16 protein-coding genes are annotated in these 15,493 nt (G+C 65.2%); 8 read left to right on the top strand and 8 right to left on the bottom strand.

The annotated features are described in order from the left end of the window. Positions 1-168: 168 nt before the first annotated feature. Together MRBLMS1_RS10540 and MRBLMS1_RS10545 are read left to right on the top strand one after the other, a co-directional pair. Positions 169-723, top strand: coding sequence for a glycine zipper domain-containing protein (locus MRBLMS1_RS10540; protein ID WP_485879374.1), 555 nt, complete (start codon positions 169-171; stop codon positions 721-723). A 196-nt stretch (positions 724-919) separates the two neighbouring features. Beyond that, positions 920-1,279 carry a hypothetical protein gene (locus MRBLMS1_RS10545; RefSeq protein ID WP_034758862.1) on the top strand — a complete coding sequence of 120 codons (360 nt, stop codon included), beginning with the start codon at positions 920-922 and terminating at the stop codon, positions 1,277-1,279. A 20-nt stretch (positions 1,280-1,299) separates the two neighbouring features. Here the strand turns inward: MRBLMS1_RS10545 and MRBLMS1_RS10550 are convergent, their stop codons facing one another. Next, positions 1,300-2,166, bottom strand: a complete 867-nt coding sequence (locus MRBLMS1_RS10550; RefSeq protein WP_034758861.1) for a universal stress protein — start codon at positions 2,164-2,166, stop codon at positions 1,300-1,302. A gap of 168 nt (positions 2,167-2,334) precedes the next feature. Between MRBLMS1_RS10550 and phbB the strand changes: the two genes are divergently transcribed. Continuing rightward, entirely contained in the window at positions 2,335-3,081 is a 747-nt protein-coding gene (gene phbB, locus MRBLMS1_RS10555; RefSeq protein WP_485879375.1) for an acetoacetyl-CoA reductase, read from the top strand. A 162-nt stretch (positions 3,082-3,243) separates the two neighbouring features. On the opposite strand, the gene MRBLMS1_RS10560 is transcribed toward phbB, so the two are convergent. The 6 genes from MRBLMS1_RS10560 to MRBLMS1_RS10585 all read right to left on the bottom strand — a co-directional run bounded on the left by MRBLMS1_RS10560 (position 3,244) and on the right by MRBLMS1_RS10585 (position 7,997). Then, a complete protein-coding gene (locus MRBLMS1_RS10560; RefSeq protein WP_485879376.1) occupies positions 3,244-3,624 on the bottom strand; it encodes a TraR/DksA family transcriptional regulator in 381 nt (126 codons plus the stop codon). 110 nt (positions 3,625-3,734) lie between these two features. Then, positions 3,735-4,154, bottom strand: coding sequence for a VOC family protein (locus MRBLMS1_RS10565; RefSeq protein WP_485879377.1), 420 nt, complete (start codon positions 4,152-4,154; stop codon positions 3,735-3,737). 84 nt (positions 4,155-4,238) lie between these two features. Beyond that, positions 4,239-4,712, bottom strand: coding sequence for a hypothetical protein (locus MRBLMS1_RS10570; protein ID WP_051992001.1), 474 nt, complete (start codon positions 4,710-4,712; stop codon positions 4,239-4,241). Next, positions 4,697-5,563, bottom strand: coding sequence for a hypothetical protein (locus MRBLMS1_RS10575; protein ID WP_485879378.1), 867 nt, complete (start codon positions 5,561-5,563; stop codon positions 4,697-4,699). The genes MRBLMS1_RS10570 and MRBLMS1_RS10575 overlap by 16 nt, the downstream gene beginning before the upstream one ends. 37 nt (positions 5,564-5,600) lie before the next feature. Then, on the bottom strand, positions 5,601-6,383 hold the full coding sequence (otnI, locus tag MRBLMS1_RS10580; protein WP_485879379.1) for a 2-oxo-tetronate isomerase: 783 nt from the start codon (positions 6,381-6,383) through the stop codon (positions 5,601-5,603). Positions 6,384-6,626: 243 nt separating this feature from the next. Next, positions 6,627-7,997 carry a DEAD/DEAH box helicase gene (locus tag MRBLMS1_RS10585; RefSeq protein WP_485879380.1) on the bottom strand — a complete coding sequence of 457 codons (1,371 nt, stop codon included), beginning with the start codon at positions 7,995-7,997 and terminating at the stop codon, positions 6,627-6,629. Positions 7,998-8,411: 414 nt separating this feature from the next. On the opposite strand from MRBLMS1_RS10585, the gene MRBLMS1_RS10590 reads away from it, so the two are divergent. The 3 genes from MRBLMS1_RS10590 to MRBLMS1_RS10600 all read left to right on the top strand — a co-directional run bounded on the left by MRBLMS1_RS10590 (position 8,412) and on the right by MRBLMS1_RS10600 (position 12,433). Then, positions 8,412-8,789, top strand: coding sequence for a BlaI/MecI/CopY family transcriptional regulator (locus tag MRBLMS1_RS10590; protein WP_485879381.1), 378 nt, complete (start codon positions 8,412-8,414; stop codon positions 8,787-8,789). Positions 8,790-8,792: 3 nt separating this feature from the next. Continuing rightward, positions 8,793-10,220 carry a peptidoglycan DD-metalloendopeptidase family protein gene (locus MRBLMS1_RS10595; RefSeq protein ID WP_485879382.1) on the top strand — a complete coding sequence of 476 codons (1,428 nt, stop codon included), beginning with the start codon at positions 8,793-8,795 and terminating at the stop codon, positions 10,218-10,220. Between the two features lie 74 nt (positions 10,221-10,294). Then, positions 10,295-12,433, top strand: coding sequence for a TonB-dependent receptor plug domain-containing protein (locus tag MRBLMS1_RS10600; protein ID WP_485879383.1), 2,139 nt, complete (start codon positions 10,295-10,297; stop codon positions 12,431-12,433). A 7-nt stretch (positions 12,434-12,440) separates the two neighbouring features. Here MRBLMS1_RS10600 and MRBLMS1_RS10605 read toward each other — a convergent pair whose 3' ends face one another. Continuing rightward, positions 12,441-12,683: a hypothetical protein gene (locus tag MRBLMS1_RS10605; RefSeq protein ID WP_485879384.1), complete on the bottom strand. Its 243-nt coding sequence runs from the start codon at positions 12,681-12,683 to the stop codon at positions 12,441-12,443. Positions 12,684-12,901: 218 nt separating this feature from the next. Between MRBLMS1_RS10605 and MRBLMS1_RS10610 the strand changes: the two genes are divergently transcribed. Both MRBLMS1_RS10610 and MRBLMS1_RS10615 read left to right on the top strand, forming a co-directional pair. Further along, positions 12,902-13,555, top strand: coding sequence for a hydrolase (locus MRBLMS1_RS10610; RefSeq protein WP_485879385.1), 654 nt, complete (start codon positions 12,902-12,904; stop codon positions 13,553-13,555). Positions 13,556-13,622: 67 nt separating this feature from the next. After that, positions 13,623-15,479, top strand: coding sequence for an amidohydrolase (locus tag MRBLMS1_RS10615; protein WP_485879386.1), 1,857 nt, complete (start codon positions 13,623-13,625; stop codon positions 15,477-15,479). Positions 15,480-15,493: the final 14 nt, after the last annotated feature.

Here is a 15,493-nt window from a genome sequence, read left to right on the forward strand (position 1 = left end):
CGCGCACAACAATTCCTGTCCGATATCCGCAGCCCGTTCGGCGCAGCCGCATGATTGACTGGCTGTGTGCGTAACTGTGTGTGCAAGCGAACGGTATCCTGGCGCCGTCCGGCGCACCCTATCGTAGCGGCGCACGGTGCGCCAGCAGCCGACCAGGAGGGCCGTACCATGTCACGCATCATCGCAGGTCATTTTCAGTTGCAGGAGCAGATCGACGCCGCGCGCGCGGCCCTGAATCAGGCGGGCTTTCCCGACAGCCGCATCAGCGCCTTCTTTGTCAACCAGCCGGGCCAGCATGATCTGCACGCGCTTGGCGGCGACCGCGATATCTCGCCCGGTGCCAAGGAGACGCCGGAGGGCGTTGCCGAAGGCGTGGCTGTCGGGGCCGCCGTCGGTGCGGGCATCGGCGCGGCCACCACGCTGGCGACGGGGCCGCTGGGCCCGGTGGTGGGAGCGCTCGTGGGTGCCCACGTGGGCTCGCTCTACAGTTTCAATAAAATGAAGGACGCGGGCGAGGCCGAGGAAAATGGCGAAAACCGCCGCCAGCCACGCCATCCGGGCATGCTGATCGCCGTGGCGCTGAGCGGCCTTGAGGAGCGCGAACGGGCGCTCGAGACCTTGCACCGGCTCGGCGCCGAGCATATCGAGGAAGCGGAAGGCACGATCGCCAATGGCGACTGGCTGGATTTCGACCCGCTCAGCATGCCCGTGCTGGTGGCGTGAACCAGGGCATCGGTGGCGCAACAGGCATAAATTCCGCGCCGCATGAAATTTAGGTATGATCCTTGTTAGTATTCGTAATTATTGGTAAACAATGCCGACAGGGATAGTTTCCGCGCGCCCGAAGTGACACTGGACCAAGGTGACTGCCTGTAGTACTTGCCTCGCATGCTAACGGGTATGAATAGGAGGTCGCGTCATGACACAGGCATGGTTCATTCTGACACGGGCCGATGGGCGCGACATCTGCGCGCCCTCGCCGGCACAGCTGGCCGATGCGCTGGCCGAGGTTTACCGCGGCGGCGCCGTGGCGCAGGATGGCAGCCCGGCCGCCGTCCTGTTGCGTTTTGGTTACGACGATGGCTTGATGTATCAGGTCGAGGTCGCTAGCGGAGGCGAAGTCACTTTCGAGGAATGGTCGGACCGCGATTGCGAAATCGCCCTGGCCAGTCCGCGCCACATGTCGGCCCTGCCGCAGGACGACGCGCTGCAACTGTGGCAGTGGCTGGCGCAGCGCCAGGTGGCGAAGATCCGCAGCCAGCCCTGGCAGGGCGGCTAGCCCGCCGCTTTCAATACGCCCTAGTGCGCCATCAGCACGGGGATCGTCATGCTTTGCAGAATCGTGCGCGTGACGCCACCGAGGATGGTTTCGCGCAGGCGCGAATGGCCATACGCCCCCATCACCAGCAAGTCGGCCGACAGGTCGGCCGCCTGCGACAGCAGCGCTTCGCCGATATCGCCGCGCCGCACGCCACCGCCATCGAGCAGATGCAGCCGCGCTTCCACGCCGTGGCGCGCCAGGTATTGCGTCAGTTCCGCGCCTGGCTGTTCGCCGTGCTCGGCGGCATGCACTTGGGCGTCGAAGATGGCCACGTGGACTTGGCCGGCGCGCTGCAGCAGGGGCAGGGCGGCGCTCACGGCGCGGCTCGCTTCCTTGCTGGCGTTCCAGGAAATGAGTACATTGCGCGCGGCCGCAGGCGGCGCCAGCAGGGGCAGCGGCGGCGCATACGGCACGATCAGCACGGGACGGCCCGAATGCAGCAGCACATAGGCGGGAAAGTCGCGCATCACGGACGGCGATTTATCCTTGGCATTGTATTGGCTGATGACGACCAGGTCCGCATAGCGGGCCAGCAGGCTGATGCCGCCCGCCGCCTCGTCGTCGAGCACGCGCTGTTCGAACGAGGCGACGCCGGCCGCGCGCACCTGCGCTTCAAAACCGTCGAGGGCGCGCGTGGCCCGGTCGCGCAGGAAGTTCAGATGCAAACTCAGGTTCGGGTCGGCATCGAGGTCGGGCTGGTTCTGGTACAGCAGGCGCGACACGCCCGTCAGCGCCACGCCCGTCAGGTGGCCGCCGCAAGCTTGGGCGATGCTGGCCGCCGCTTCGATGCGGGCGGCGCGCCCGGCGCTGTCGTCGATGTGGAGCAATACGGTCTTGTACGTCATGGCCTGTCCTCTCGCTGTGCAGTAGCGGCCATTCTGGCACAGTCCGGGGTGCCGGCCGCGCACGACTGCATCAGGCTGAGCAATTGATCTGGCGCAAGGCTGGCAATAAAAACTGCTCCTACACTTGATGCCACGCAGAACAACCATAACAAGCGGGGAGAGACAGTCATGAAGGAACAAAAGGTAGCGCTGGTCACGGGCGGCATGGGCGGCCTGGGCACGGCCTTGTGCCGCCGCCTGCATGGGGCGGGCTTTGCCGTCGTGGCCGCGCATACGCCGGACAATGCGCGGGTGGCAAGCTGGCTCGACGAGCAGCAGGCGCAGCAGTATTATTTCCATCCGCTGGCCATCGACGTGACGGATTTCGCTGCCTGCAGCGAGGCCGTGGCCAGCGTGCTGGCGCAATTCGGCCGCATCGACGTGCTGGTCAACAACGCCGGCATCACGCGCGACCAGAGCATGCGCAAGATGGAATTGCCGCACTGGTCCGAGGTCATGCGCACCAATCTCGACAGCCTGTTCAACATGAGCAAGCAGGTGCTCGAGCCGATGCTCGAACATAAATGGGGCCGCATCATCAATATCTCGTCCGTCAATGCCCAGAAGGGCGCGTTTGGCCAGTGCAACTACGCAGCCGCCAAGGCGGGCGTGCATGGTTTCAGCAAGGCGCTGGCGCTGGAAGTGGCGCGCCATGGCATCACCGTCAATACGGTCTCGCCCGGCTACCTGCGCACGCAGATGGTGACGGCGGTGCCGGCCGAGATACTGGAAACGAAGATCCTGCCGCAAATTCCCCTGGGCCGCCTGGGCGAGCCGGACGAAGTGGCGGCCCTGGTCGCTTACCTGGCGTCGGACGAGGCCGCGTTTGTCACGGGCGCGAACATCGCCATCAATGGCGGACAGCATATGAGTTAAGCAAGCGTACAGCTTGCACAGAGGCAATGGCAGTAGAGGAGACCCGTCCACCCAGCCGGCGCGCAGACGCTGGCGGAGGACGGCAGGCAATGGCAGTTACGCTGGAAAACAAGGGCAGGGCAGCGATGCCTTGCCCTTTGTTGTTGCGCAGTCATGCTGCCGTCATGGTATTGGGCGCCGGGCTTTTTCCAGCCGCGTCTGGCAATCGATGCACAGCCGTGCTTCCGGGCGGGCGTTCAGGCGCGACAGGCCGATGGCTTCGCCGCAGTTGTCGCACAGGCCGTAGCTGCCATCGGCAAACTTGGCCAGCGCGTGCTTGATGATGGCCAGCTGCGCCAGCTTGTGTTCGGCCGCTTCGCTGACGAGGGCGTTCAAGGTGCGCACGCTGGCGTTGTCGGCCGGCGAGGCTTCGATTTCATTGAGCAAGGAGGCGCGCGCGTCCGCTTCGGCCGCTTCGTTCTCGATCTGTTCCAGCAACGCCAGCTTGCGTTGCTCCAGCACGCCCTGCAGGCGCTGCAACTGGTCTTGCGGCAATCCATTCATGGCCATCACCCGGTAGAGGTTACTTCCATCATGGTAGTCCAAGATTGGCGGCTCTGCTTGCGCTACCACCCGCGCCGCGTTTGACGCGGCGCAGGCTGGCAGTGGCCGTTCTATGCTGGCTCTTTCAGGCAGTTGACCATCCAGGCAACGCCGAACTGGTCTTTCAGCATGCCGAAGCGCTTGGCCCAGAACGTTTCTTCCATGGGCATCTGGATAGTGCCGTCACGCGCCAGCGCGTCGAAGGCCCGTTCCGCCTCTTCCGGCGTATCGACGGTCAGGCAGATCGAGCTGCCGTGCATGCCCTTGGCGCCATCCTCGGTGCAGCCGCCATCCGAGCCCATCAGCATGGTGGGGCCCAGCTGCACGGAGCCGTGCATGATCTTGTCATACCAGTCTTCCTTGACTTGCTCCTGGCCCGGGGTGCCCCGGAATGGCATCAGACATAGGTCGGTGCCATGCAGGTGCTGGCGGTAGTATTCGAGCGCTTGCGCGCAGTTTCCACTGAATTGCAAATACGGTTCGATACGCATCTTGGTCTCCTCTGGTCATCTTCCCGCAGGCACGATTGCCACGCGGGGGAGGTCCCAGTATAGGCGCTCACCGGCCGATTTCAATCACTCCGGGGCCATCTCTTGCAGGCGCTCACGCACCTTGCCCAGTGTGCTGAGGATGCGCTCCGGATTGCCGGCGAGCACGGCGCTGCCCAGGTGCAACAAGCTCGTCGCCAGGCTGATCCAGTGCCGTACGTCGTCGTTGCGGGCGATGCGCAGGCGCACCGTGTCGAGCAGGCCGCTGAGCTGGCGCTGCGCCGTCTCCAGCCCTGCCACCGTGTGCCCGGCGGCATCGGCATACAGCTGGTTGGCTTGCTGGCGCAAGGCCACTTCCAGGGCGAAGACGGCTTGCGCCTGGCTGTGGCTGATGCCGTCGGCGCCCTGGCTGGCGCGCTTGCGGATGGCGCGCATGACGGCGCCGTGCAGGGTGACGGCCGCCTGCGACAGACTGTCGGCCAATTGCTCGACGCGCATGGCGCTGCTGAGAGCCGCTTCGCGGCGTTCGCTGTTGCTGCTCCTGCCTACCGATCCGTCCATTGTGCCTCCGTGGTGGTGGTGAGGGCGGCGGCGAGCTGGGCGTGTTCGCGCCCCAGTGCCGCCAGTTGCCGGCGCGCCAGGGTATGGCGCAAGCCAGCCAGGCGGTATTCCTCGGTTTTGTTTTGCTGCATGTTTTTCGCCAGCACGGCCAGCAGGCGCTGCTGCGGCGTGTCCGCATACGCGATTTCCACGTCGAGCAGGCCGAGCACCATGTCGCGCTCGTTGTCGCCGCTTTTGTCGTACAGCGCCAGCAAGCTGTCGAGCGCGGCCAGCAAGGCTTGCAGCGGCGCGTCGCCATCGTGCAGCACTTGCGCCAGGTGCGCCTGCTGGCTGGCCGCGCTGCTCAGGCGCGACAGTTGCTGCAGCAACTGGGTATAGGCGCTGACATGGCGGTCGTCGATGCCGCTGTCCGGCCAGGCGCGGATGGCGGCGCCGGCGCCGGCCAGTTCCGGCCGCACGTCATACGCGTCGGCATCGGCCAGTCGGCCCAGCGCCTGCAGGTACAGGCGCACGGCTTGCGCCAGGCGTGCGGCGTCCGCCTGCGCGGCGCGGCGCTGCGCATCGAGCAGGCGTTCGCGCGCGTCTTCGGCCGGCGACAGATAGGGGCGGGCGCGCTGGTAGCTGTCGACGTGGCGCTGCGACAGTTCGCTGAAAGCGGTCAAGGCATCGGTGCCGGCCGCCAGGGCGCGCACTTGCGCCAGCTCGGGGCGCGCGGCGGCGCAGCCGCACAGCACGGCAGCCAGGCAGAGGTGGATGCAAAGATAAAGGGCGCGGCGATGGCGGGCGGGCAGGGCAAACACGTCACCTCTCGACAGGAAATACTGTATGGAAAGGTATTGTCGTGCCGGCATGCGCTACCCGCCTTGTGCGGGCGCAAGCAGGCTGCGATCAGGCGCCCGTCAATTGCTCGCGCCAGCCCAGTCCGGCAACGGTGTCGCTGGCGGGACGGTATTCGCAGCCGACCCAGCCTGCGTAGCCGACCTGGTCCAGCAGCTTGAACACGTGGCGGTAATTGATTTCGCCTGTACCCGGTTCGTGGCGGCCCGGCGTGTCGGCGATCTGGATGTGGCGGATCAGGGGCAGCATGGCGCGGATGGTGTTGCTCAGCTCACCCTCCATGCGCTGCATGTGATAAATGTCGTACTGCAGGAAGATATTGCTGCGCTGGCAGTCGGCGATGATGTCGGCCGCCTGCTGGCTATGGTTCAGAAAGTAACCGGGCATGTCGTGGTGGTTGATCGGCTCGATCAGCACATTGATGCTATGCGGACGGCAGGCGTCGGCGGCAAATTGCAGGTTGCCGATCAGGCTTTGCCGCGCCCGCTCCAGGCTCATGCCGGGCGGCACGATGCCGGACATGCAGTGCAGCTGTTTCGCCCCGAGCGCCAGCGCATAGTTAAGCGCCAGCTGCACGTTGCTGCGGAATTCCTCGCCCCGGCGCGGGTCGCAGGCAATGCCCCGCTCGCCGCGTTCCCAGTCGCCGGGCGGGAAGTTGAAGAGGGCCAGCTGCAGATGGTGGCGCTCCAGCAGCATGGCAATCTGCCGCGCCTCGACGGCATAGGGAAACAGGAATTCGACGGCATCGAAGCCCGCTTCCCTGGCGGCGGCAAAGCGGTCAAGGAAGGGCAGTTCGGTAAACATCATGCTGAGGTTGGCAGCGAAGTTCGGCATGGCGGCACGCAGGTGAGGGCAATGGACACTATCCTAGCCCAAATCGGCAATTGGTGGCGGGCATGAAAAAACCGTTCCAGAAACGAGTTCTGGAACGGTTTTTATCGTCTTTTGATAAAGACAAACGCCGCCTGAAAGCGTAGCGAGCGGGAGTGATATTGCGTCGAGTAGCGCAGCCGTACAGGAGTACGGCGAGCAACGCAAACGCAATAGCGCCCCGCGCAGTAGCTTTAAGGCTGCGTTTTAGCGGCCGCGGCCGCCGGAGCGGTGATTAGCTGCCGAACGCGGCGCATTGCCCGAACGGTTGCCGCCGCCACCGCCGCCCGATGGGCCGGCGCTGCGTGGCTTGGCGCCGCTGCCGCCGGTTTTCACGCGCACGACGGCGCCCGCTGGCGCTCGGCTGTTGTTGCGGTGGCCACCGGTGCCGCTGCGCAATTGCACAGGCTGGGCGCGGGCGTTCAGGTCGGGCTCGAAGCCCGGGATGACTTCGCGCGGCAGGGTTTGCTTGATCAGCTTTTCGATGTCTTTCAACATTTCGTGCTCATCCACGCAGACCAGCGACACGGCTTCGCCCTTGGCGCCGGCACGGCCCGTGCGGCCGATACGGTGCACATAGTCTTCCGGAATGTTCGGCAAGTCGTAGTTGACGACGTGCGGCAACTGGTCGATGTCGATACCGCGCGCGGCGATGTCGGTGGCGACCAGCACTTGCAGGGTACCATCCTTGAACTCGGACAGCGCGCGCGTGCGCGCCGACTGGCTCTTGTTGCCGTGGATGGCCAGGGCGCCGATGCCGTCCGCGCCCAGTTGTTCGACCAGTTTATTGGCGCCATGCTTGGTGCGCGTAAAGACCAGCACTTGCGTCCAGTTGTTCGACTTGATCAGGTAGGACAGCATCGGGTGCTTCTTGTCGCGGTCGACCGGATGGATCTTTTGCTTGATCACTTCCACTGTCGAATTGCGGCGCGCCACTTCGATCATGGCTGGCTTGTTCAGCAAACCGTCGGCCAGGGCCTTGATCTCTTCCGAGAACGTGGCCGAGAACAGCAGGTTCTGGCGTTTTGGCGGCAGTACGGCCAGCACTTTCTTGATGTCGCGGATGAAACCCATGTCCAGCATGCGGTCGGCTTCGTCGAGGATCAGGATTTCCACTTTCGACAGGTCAACCGTGCCCTGGCCCATGTGGTCCAGCAAACGGCCCGGCGTGGCGACGAGGATGTCGACACCATGCTTGAGCTGCTTGATTTGCGGGTTGATGCCGACGCCGCCGAAGATCACGGCCGAGTTCAATTTCGTATACTTGCTGTAGGCGCGCACGCTTTCCTCGACCTGCGCGGCGAGTTCGCGCGTCGGGGCCAGGATCAGGGCGCGGATAGGGCGTGTCGAGGTGTTGCTGGTGATGGCCGTGCCATTGGCGTCGGTCGACAGGCGGTGCAGCACGGGCAGGGTGAAGCCGGCCGTCTTGCCGGTACCGGTTTGTGCGCCGGCCAGCAAGTCGCCGCCAGCCAGCACGGCGGGAATCGCCTGCGACTGGATCGGGGTTGGCACGGTGTAGCCGTGTTCGGTAACGGCACGTACGATAGCGTCGGACAATCCGAGGGAGGAAAAGGACATGGTAACTTTATTGTGAGATCGGCCTGTCGCCATCGTGAGGCGCCAGTCGCAGGCAATCAGATTAGGGGTCGAAAGACAGCGGCAAGGGGACTGGTCATATGTGCCGCACACGCGAAGTATAACAGCCTGGCAAAAATGCGCCTGTTTTGTTTCAGGTTTGCAATGTCGCAAGTAAAGAAAAGCGAGGCCAAGGCACGCTGCCGTCTTGGAAAGCCTGAGCTATACGATATGGAAACTGGGCAGCGGCGACGTGATCACGGGCAAGGCGGCCTTTCTCGGCCACCTGGGCAGGGCGTGCCTGAACGGAAGAAGCGCGGGAGGCGTTTTAGCGCATGTGACAGCTGTCGCAAATAGTGCTTGCGTGCGTGTGACTGTTGTCGCATAATTGTGTCAATAGTCACTAAAGGATGCAACATGAGCACGCCCTCCGTCACCGAACTGTCGTTATTGAAAGCCTTGTGGAAAGACCATCCGCTGTCCGCGCGTGAATTGCATGCCAGGGTGGAAGACGAGCTGGGATGGTCATTTTCGTCCACGCGCAAGACGGTCGAGCGCATGCTGGACAAGGGCATGCTGCAGCAGCGCAGCGTGCATGGCGTGCTCGTGTATGAAGCGAACGTGGACAAGGTGGCCACCCTGGCCGCGTTCGCCCACGACTTTGGCCGGCGCGTGATGGAAATCGACAGTCCCTTGCCGGTCAGTATGTTTACGGGCAGCAAACTGGTGGATCAGCAGGAACTGGCGGCGCTGGAGCAACTGCTGCAGGACTGGCCGCTCGAGGGAAAGGAATAAGCGATGCTGCTGTTTTCCCTCACGCTGTTGCAGGCCAGCGTCGCCTGTCTCGTGACCGGTCCGCTGCTGTGGGCTTTGCTGAGTCTGGCGCAACGGCGCTGGCCCGCGCTGGCGGCGCAGCGCAGCGTGTGGCTGGGTGCTCAGCTCGTGCTGGTCGCCGTGTTTGTGCTGCCGCTGCTGCCCGACACGCGGCAGCTGAGCGTGGTGCCCGAACTGAGCGTGCCCGTTTCCCTGGCCAGCGCGGCGCCCGGCGTGCCGATGGTCATGGTTGCGCCAGCCGCCGGGCTGCCATCCGCCGCTTCCTGGCTGGTGCTGGTGCCGTCCGCCTGGGGCCTGATCTATCTGCTGGGCGTCGCTTGGACCGCCTGGCGCTGGCAGCGTGGCCACGCCATGTTGCGCACCTTGTTGCGGCTTGCGCGGCGCCGTCGGCTGCATGGCATGGATGTGCTGGAGGTGGAGGCGCCGATCTCGCCGATGCTGGTGGGCGTGTGGCGGCCGCGTCTGCTGTTGCCGGCGCACCTGGCGCAATTTACCCCGGAACAGCAGCAACTGGTGATCGCCCATGAGCTGACCCATGCGCGCCGGTGCGACCCCGTGCTCCTGCTGCTGGCCACCGTGCTGCAGGCGCTGCTGTGGTTCAATCCTGCCGCGCGCTGGCTGGCCGGCCAGCTGGCTTGGGCGCAAGAGCTCGGTTGCGACCGCCAGGTACTCGCTGGCTGCCTCCCGCGCCAGCGCCAGCAATATGCGGCGGCGCTGGTCAAGCAACTGGGCCTGCAGGCACAACCGCTGCCTGGGCTGGCCTTTGGTGGCGGCAGCATGGCCGAGCGCCTGCTGCGCATGCGTGACGGCCAGGGGCGCCCATCTCCGGCCTTGCGGGTGCTGACGGCGCTGCTGCTGTGCGTGATCGGCGCGGCCAGCCTGGCGCTGCAGCCGGCACTGGCGTGGGCCGTGGCAGCCGCGCCGGCAAGCATGCTCGCTGCGCCGGCGACGGCGCCAGCTCTCTGGCGCAATCCCCTGGACACCATGCGCGTGACCGGCTTCTTTGGCGTCGTGCGCCAGATGACACCGCATGGCCATAGCGGTATCGATCTGGGCGCCAGGCGCGGTACGCCCGTGCATGCGGCGGCCGACGGCATCGTCAGCGTCAGCGAAGATGCGCGCCTTGGCAAGGCCGTGCGCATCCACCATGGCGCTGGCGTCGAGTCGCTGTATGCCCATCTCGACCGGGTTACGCTCACGACCGGCATGGCCGTCACGGCAGGGCAGGCCATCGGCACCGTGGGCGCCACCGGTCTGGCGACGGGGCCGCATCTGCATTTCGAGGTCACCCGCGACGGGCGCTTGCAGGATCCGAGGCAGTGGCTGGCCGGCCTGGACGCCAACGCCACCGCGCGCGCCCTGCGCATGCGCAAGGAACAATTCGGCTATTAACGTGATCCGGCCGCAGGTCGGCTGAGCGCGGGAACGCGCAAGCCGACACCACCACAGACCTTTCAGGATTTCCCATGCGATTGAGTATTTTATTGTGCAGCCTTGCGCTGCCGTTGACGGCGCACGTCCGCGCCGAAGAGGCCCTCCCTTCCGTGACGGTCAATGCCGGTAAAGTGGAACAGCGCCGCAACGATACCGTCGCCGCCATCGTCGTCGGACACGAAGAATTGATACGCCAGGGTGACCGTACCCTGTCCGACGCCCTGAAGCGCCTGCCCGGCATTTCCATCGGCGGTACGGCTTCGGGTACGGCTGGCGGGCAAATCCAGCTGCGCGGACTGAGCCACGGTTATACCCTGATCATGCTCGACGGCGTGCCCGTGCCGCCCGGTTTTTCGCTCGACTCTCTGGACCCGGAACTGGTCGAACGCGTGGAAATCATGCGTGCCGCCACGGCGCAATTTTCCGCCCAGTCGATCGCCGGTTCCATTAACATCGTGCTGAAAAAATCGGGCAGGCGGCGCGAACGCACCTTCAAGCTGGGGGCATCCAGTAGCCACGGCATGCCCGCCGGCAGCGCCACCGTGCAGTGGTCGGACAAGGACGGCCGCCTGTCGTATGCGCTGGCCGGCACGCTCGCGCACACGGGACGCCGGGGCTTGCTCGACGAGTGGAACCGCGCATACGATGCCGATGGCAGGCCCGCGGTGGTGCGCCATATGCCGCTGACCGAGCGCGTAACCAGCGATACGTTCGAACTGGCGCCCCGTTTGCAATGGGCGCTGGCGGGCGAAGACAGCCTGGCCTGGCAAAGCCTGGTCAGCTTGCGCCGCCTGGCCAGCCGCCGCCAGGTTGTGGAAACGGCTTACCTGGGCGGCCATACCGACTATCCGGACAACGACGCCGCGTTCAGCCAGGACAGCGGCACCGTGCGCAGCGATCTGCACTGGCTGCGCAAGCTGGGGCAAGGAGCCAGCCTCGACATGAAACTGGGCCTCGATGCCAACCACCGTGGCAGCGACTATCTGTTCCAGGGCGTCAGCGCCGCGCCCGGGCCGGCGAATGTGCGCCGGGTCGATGCGGGCGTGGACGATGTGGGCGTGCAGACCAGCGGTACCTACCGCCGGACTCTGGGCCAGGGGCATGCGCTGGCGGCGGGCTGGGATGCGGGCAACCGGCGGCGCACGGAGTTCCGCCGCGAACGCCTGCTGTCACCGGGCGGGCCACCCGTGCTGCCGGACGAAGACTATGCGGCCACGGTACGGCGCCTGGCCTTGTTCGCGCAGGATGAATGGGATATCTCCGCGCGCTGGTCGCTGTATCTTGGACTGCGCTGGGAAGCCTTGCGCACGGCCAGCGCCAATGGTGGCGCGGAGCGCCGCGTCGACGTGCGCGCCCAAGTATGGAGCCCTGTGCTGCAAAGCCTGTGGAAGCTTGCCGGCAAGGATCAGGTGCGCTTGGCCGTCACGCGCACCTACAAGGCGCCGCAGATTTTCCAGCTGATCCCGCGCCCCTACCTCAACGACAACGGCAATAGCCCCGTGAACCCCGACAACCAGGGCAACCCGGCACTGCGCCCGGAACTGGCGTGGGGCCTCGATGCGGCCTACGAATACTATCTTGGGGAAGGCGCCATGCTGGGCGCCAGCGCTTCGCTGCGGCGCATCGGCGACGTGATGCTGGATCGGCTGTATCAGGACAAGGGGCGCTGGGTGGCCACGCCCGTCAATCAGGGCAGGGCGCAGGTGCGCGGGATCGAACTGGAAGCGAAGCTGCCGTTGGCGGCGCTGTGGGCAGGCGCCCCCGCGCTGGACCTGCGGGCGAACGTGGCGCGCAACTGGTCGACGCTGGACGCCGTCGCCGGCCCGGACAACCGCCTCGATGGCCAGCTGCCGTGGAGCGCCAACCTGGGCGCCGATTACCGGCTGGCCGGTCAGCCCTTGACCCTGGGCGGCAATCTGCATTACCAGGGCGGTGGACGGTCGCGCGAGTCAAGCCAGTTGCTGGTCTGGCAGGGCGTCCGGCGTGAACTGGATCTGTACGCGTTGTGGACTTTCAGCGACCAGCTGCGCCTGCGCGTGTCGGGCGCCAATCTGCTGCGCCAGCTTGAGCGCACGCGCAGCCTGTATGCGGATGGTGGCGGCAGCCTGCTGCGCACGGTCGATACGGGCAGCTACAACACTTTGCGCGTCATGCTCGAAGGCTCCTTGTAGGTTTTATTCAGTCGTCGATCTCGTCGACGGCATAGCGTACGCCCTGCGCATCGAGCCAGGCGCGCACGGCGGCCAAGCCGTGCCACGGGTCCGGGCGCAGGTGTTGGCAGATATACAGGCCAGCCTCCGTCAGCCTGGCGTCCGTGTCGGGCATGGCGCCGGGCGCCTGCGGCAGTGCCGCCAGCAGCTGCGCGATGTGCTGGCGCTGCTCTGGCGTCAGGCTGGCCGTGATCCTGAATTCAAATCCCATGTTTTCTCCTAGAGGACAGGCTGCTGTCGCGGCCATTTTTCATTATCGAAAAAATTGCACATAGCTTGGCATTCTTTCCGTTTTTGTTTTCAAAGTATCTCGTCCATACTGCATAGCACTGGCCCGGCACACACAGCGTGACGCAAGGGCAGGAGCAGCAGCACCGTATAACGACATCTCTTTTTTTATATTCAATTATTTTCACTAAGGAAAACATCATGCCTATCGCCACCGCCCAAGCCGCACAAAAACTGCTGACCCCGAACGATCATACCCTGATCATGATCGACCACCAGTCGCAGATGGCGTTCGCCACCCGCTCCATCGACCTGGCCCTGCTGCGCAACAATGCAGCCCTGGTGGCCAAGGCGGCGGCGCAATTCAAGGTGCCGACGATTTTGACGACGGTGGCCGCCAAATCGTTCTCCGGCCCGATCTTCGACGAGATCCAGTCCGTCTTCCCGGATCAGGCGCCGATCGACCGCACCAGCATGAATACCTGGGAAGATGCGCGCATCGCCGACAAGGTGAATGGCTACGGCAAGGGCAAGATCGTGCTGGCCGGCCTGTGGACGTCCGTCTGCATCGTGGGCCCTGCGCTGTCGGCGCTGGAGCAGGGTTTTGAAGTGTACGTGATCGCCGACGCCAGCGGCGACGTCTCCGACGAAGCCCATGCGATGGCCATGCAGCGCATGATACAGGCGGGTGCGCAGCCGATGACGTCCGTGCAATACTTGCTGGAACTGCAGCGCGACTGGGCCCGCGGCGAGACTTACAATGAAACGGTGGCGACTGCCGTGGCGCACGGCGGCGGCTATGGCCTGGGCCTGATCTACGCCAAATCGATGTTCAACGCCAGCGAAGGCCATTGATTTTTCGCTGATTTTGGCTCCGCCGACCGCCGGCGGGGCCGTGTTTTCATTTGATCCGGGAGTTCCCATGCACGCAAACACCATCTTGCTCAACGGCCGTTTCCACACGGTCGACAGGACGCAGCCGCTGGCGTCCGCCGTCGCCATCGCCGATGGCAAATTTCTCGCCGTGGGCGACGTGGAAGACGTGATGCGCCATCGCGGCCTCGCCACGCAGGTGATCGACCTGGCTGGCCGCACGGTGATTCCCGGCTTGAACGACTCGCATCTGCACCTGATCCGCGGCGGCTTGAACTACAACCTGGAATTGCGCTGGGAAGGCGTGCCCTCGCTGGCCGACGCCTTGCGCATGCTGAAGGAGCAGGCCTTGCGCACGCCAAACCCGCAATGGGTGCGCGTCGTGGGCGGCTGGACGGAATTCCAGTTCGCGGAAAAGCGCATGCCCACCCTCGATGAAATCAACGCGGCCGCACCCGATACCCCCGTCTTCATCCTGCACCTGTACGACCGCGCCCTGCTGAACCGCGCCGCCCTGCGCGCCGTCGGCTACGACAAGAATACGCCGAACCCGCCCGGTGGCGAAATCGTGCGCGATGCGGCCGGCAATCCGACCGGCCTGCTGATCGCCCGGCCGAACGCCATGATCCTGTATGCGACCCTGGCGAAATGCCCCAAGCTGCCGCTCGAATTGCAAGTGAACTCCACGCGCCAGTTCATGCGCGAATTGAACCGCCTCGGCATCACCAGCGCCATCGACGCGGGCGGCGGCTTCCAGAATTATCCCGAGGATTACGCCGTCGTCGACGAGCTGGCGCAAAAAGAACAGCTGACCATCCGCATCGCCTACAACCTGTTCACGCAAAACAAGGGCGCGGAACTGCAGGACTTCCAGAAGTGGACGGGCATGATCAAGCCCGGCGACGGCACGGATTTTTACCGCCATAACGGCGCCGGCGAAATGCTCGTGTTTTCCGCCGCCGACTTCGAGGATTTCCTCGAGCCGCGCCCCGAGCTGGCGGCCGGCATGGAAGACGAGCTGGAAAAGGTCGTGCGCCACCTGGTCGAGCAGCGCTGGCCGTTCCGCCTGCACGCCACCTATGACGAATCGATCAGCCGCATGCTCGACGTGTTCGAAAAGGTCAACCGCGACACGCCATTCGGCGGCCTGCACTGGCTGTTCGACCACGCGGAAACCATCAGCCCGCGTAATATCGACCGGGTCAAGGCGCTGGGCGGCGGCCTGGCCATCCAGCACCGCATGGCCTTCCAGGGCGAGTATTTTGTCGAGCGCTATGGCGCCGACGCGGCGAAAGCCACGCCGCCCGTGCAGCGCATGCTGGACGCGGGCGTGCCCGTCGGCGGCGGCACGGATGCGACCCGGGTCGCCAGCTACAACCCGTGGACGGCGCTGTACTGGCTGGTGTCGGGGCGCACGGTGGGCGGCCTGGCCCTGACGGATGCGGCGGGCAGACTGTCGCGCGACACGGCGCTGGAACTGTGGACGGCGGGCAGTGCCTGGTTCTCTAGCGAGCAAGGCAAGAAGGGACGTATCCGCGAGGGCATGCTTGCCGACCTGTCCGTGCTGTCGGCCGATTATTTTACGGTGCCGGAAGAGGCGATCAAGTCCATCGAATCCGTGCTGACCATGGTGGGCGGCAAGGTCGTCTACGGTCAGGCGGAGTTCACCAATCTGGCGCCGCCACCGATTCCCGTACTGCCAGAGTGGTCGCCCGTGCGCACGGTGCCCGGCCATTACCGGCCGGTGGCCAAGCAAGCGCAAACGCAAGCCATGCTGCCGCACCAGTGCGCGGGCGCCTGCGGCGTGCATGCGCATGCGCACGACCGGGCGCGCAAGTCGGCCGTGCCGGTTGCCGACTTTTCCGGTTTCTGGGGCACCCTGGGCTGCAGCTGCTTCGCCTTCTAGGAGCTGGCCGGGCC

The organism is Massilia sp. LMS1-1-1.1, from assembly GCF_040815535.1.
GTDB lineage: Bacteria > Pseudomonadota > Gammaproteobacteria > Burkholderiales > Burkholderiaceae_D > Janthinobacterium > Janthinobacterium aestuarii.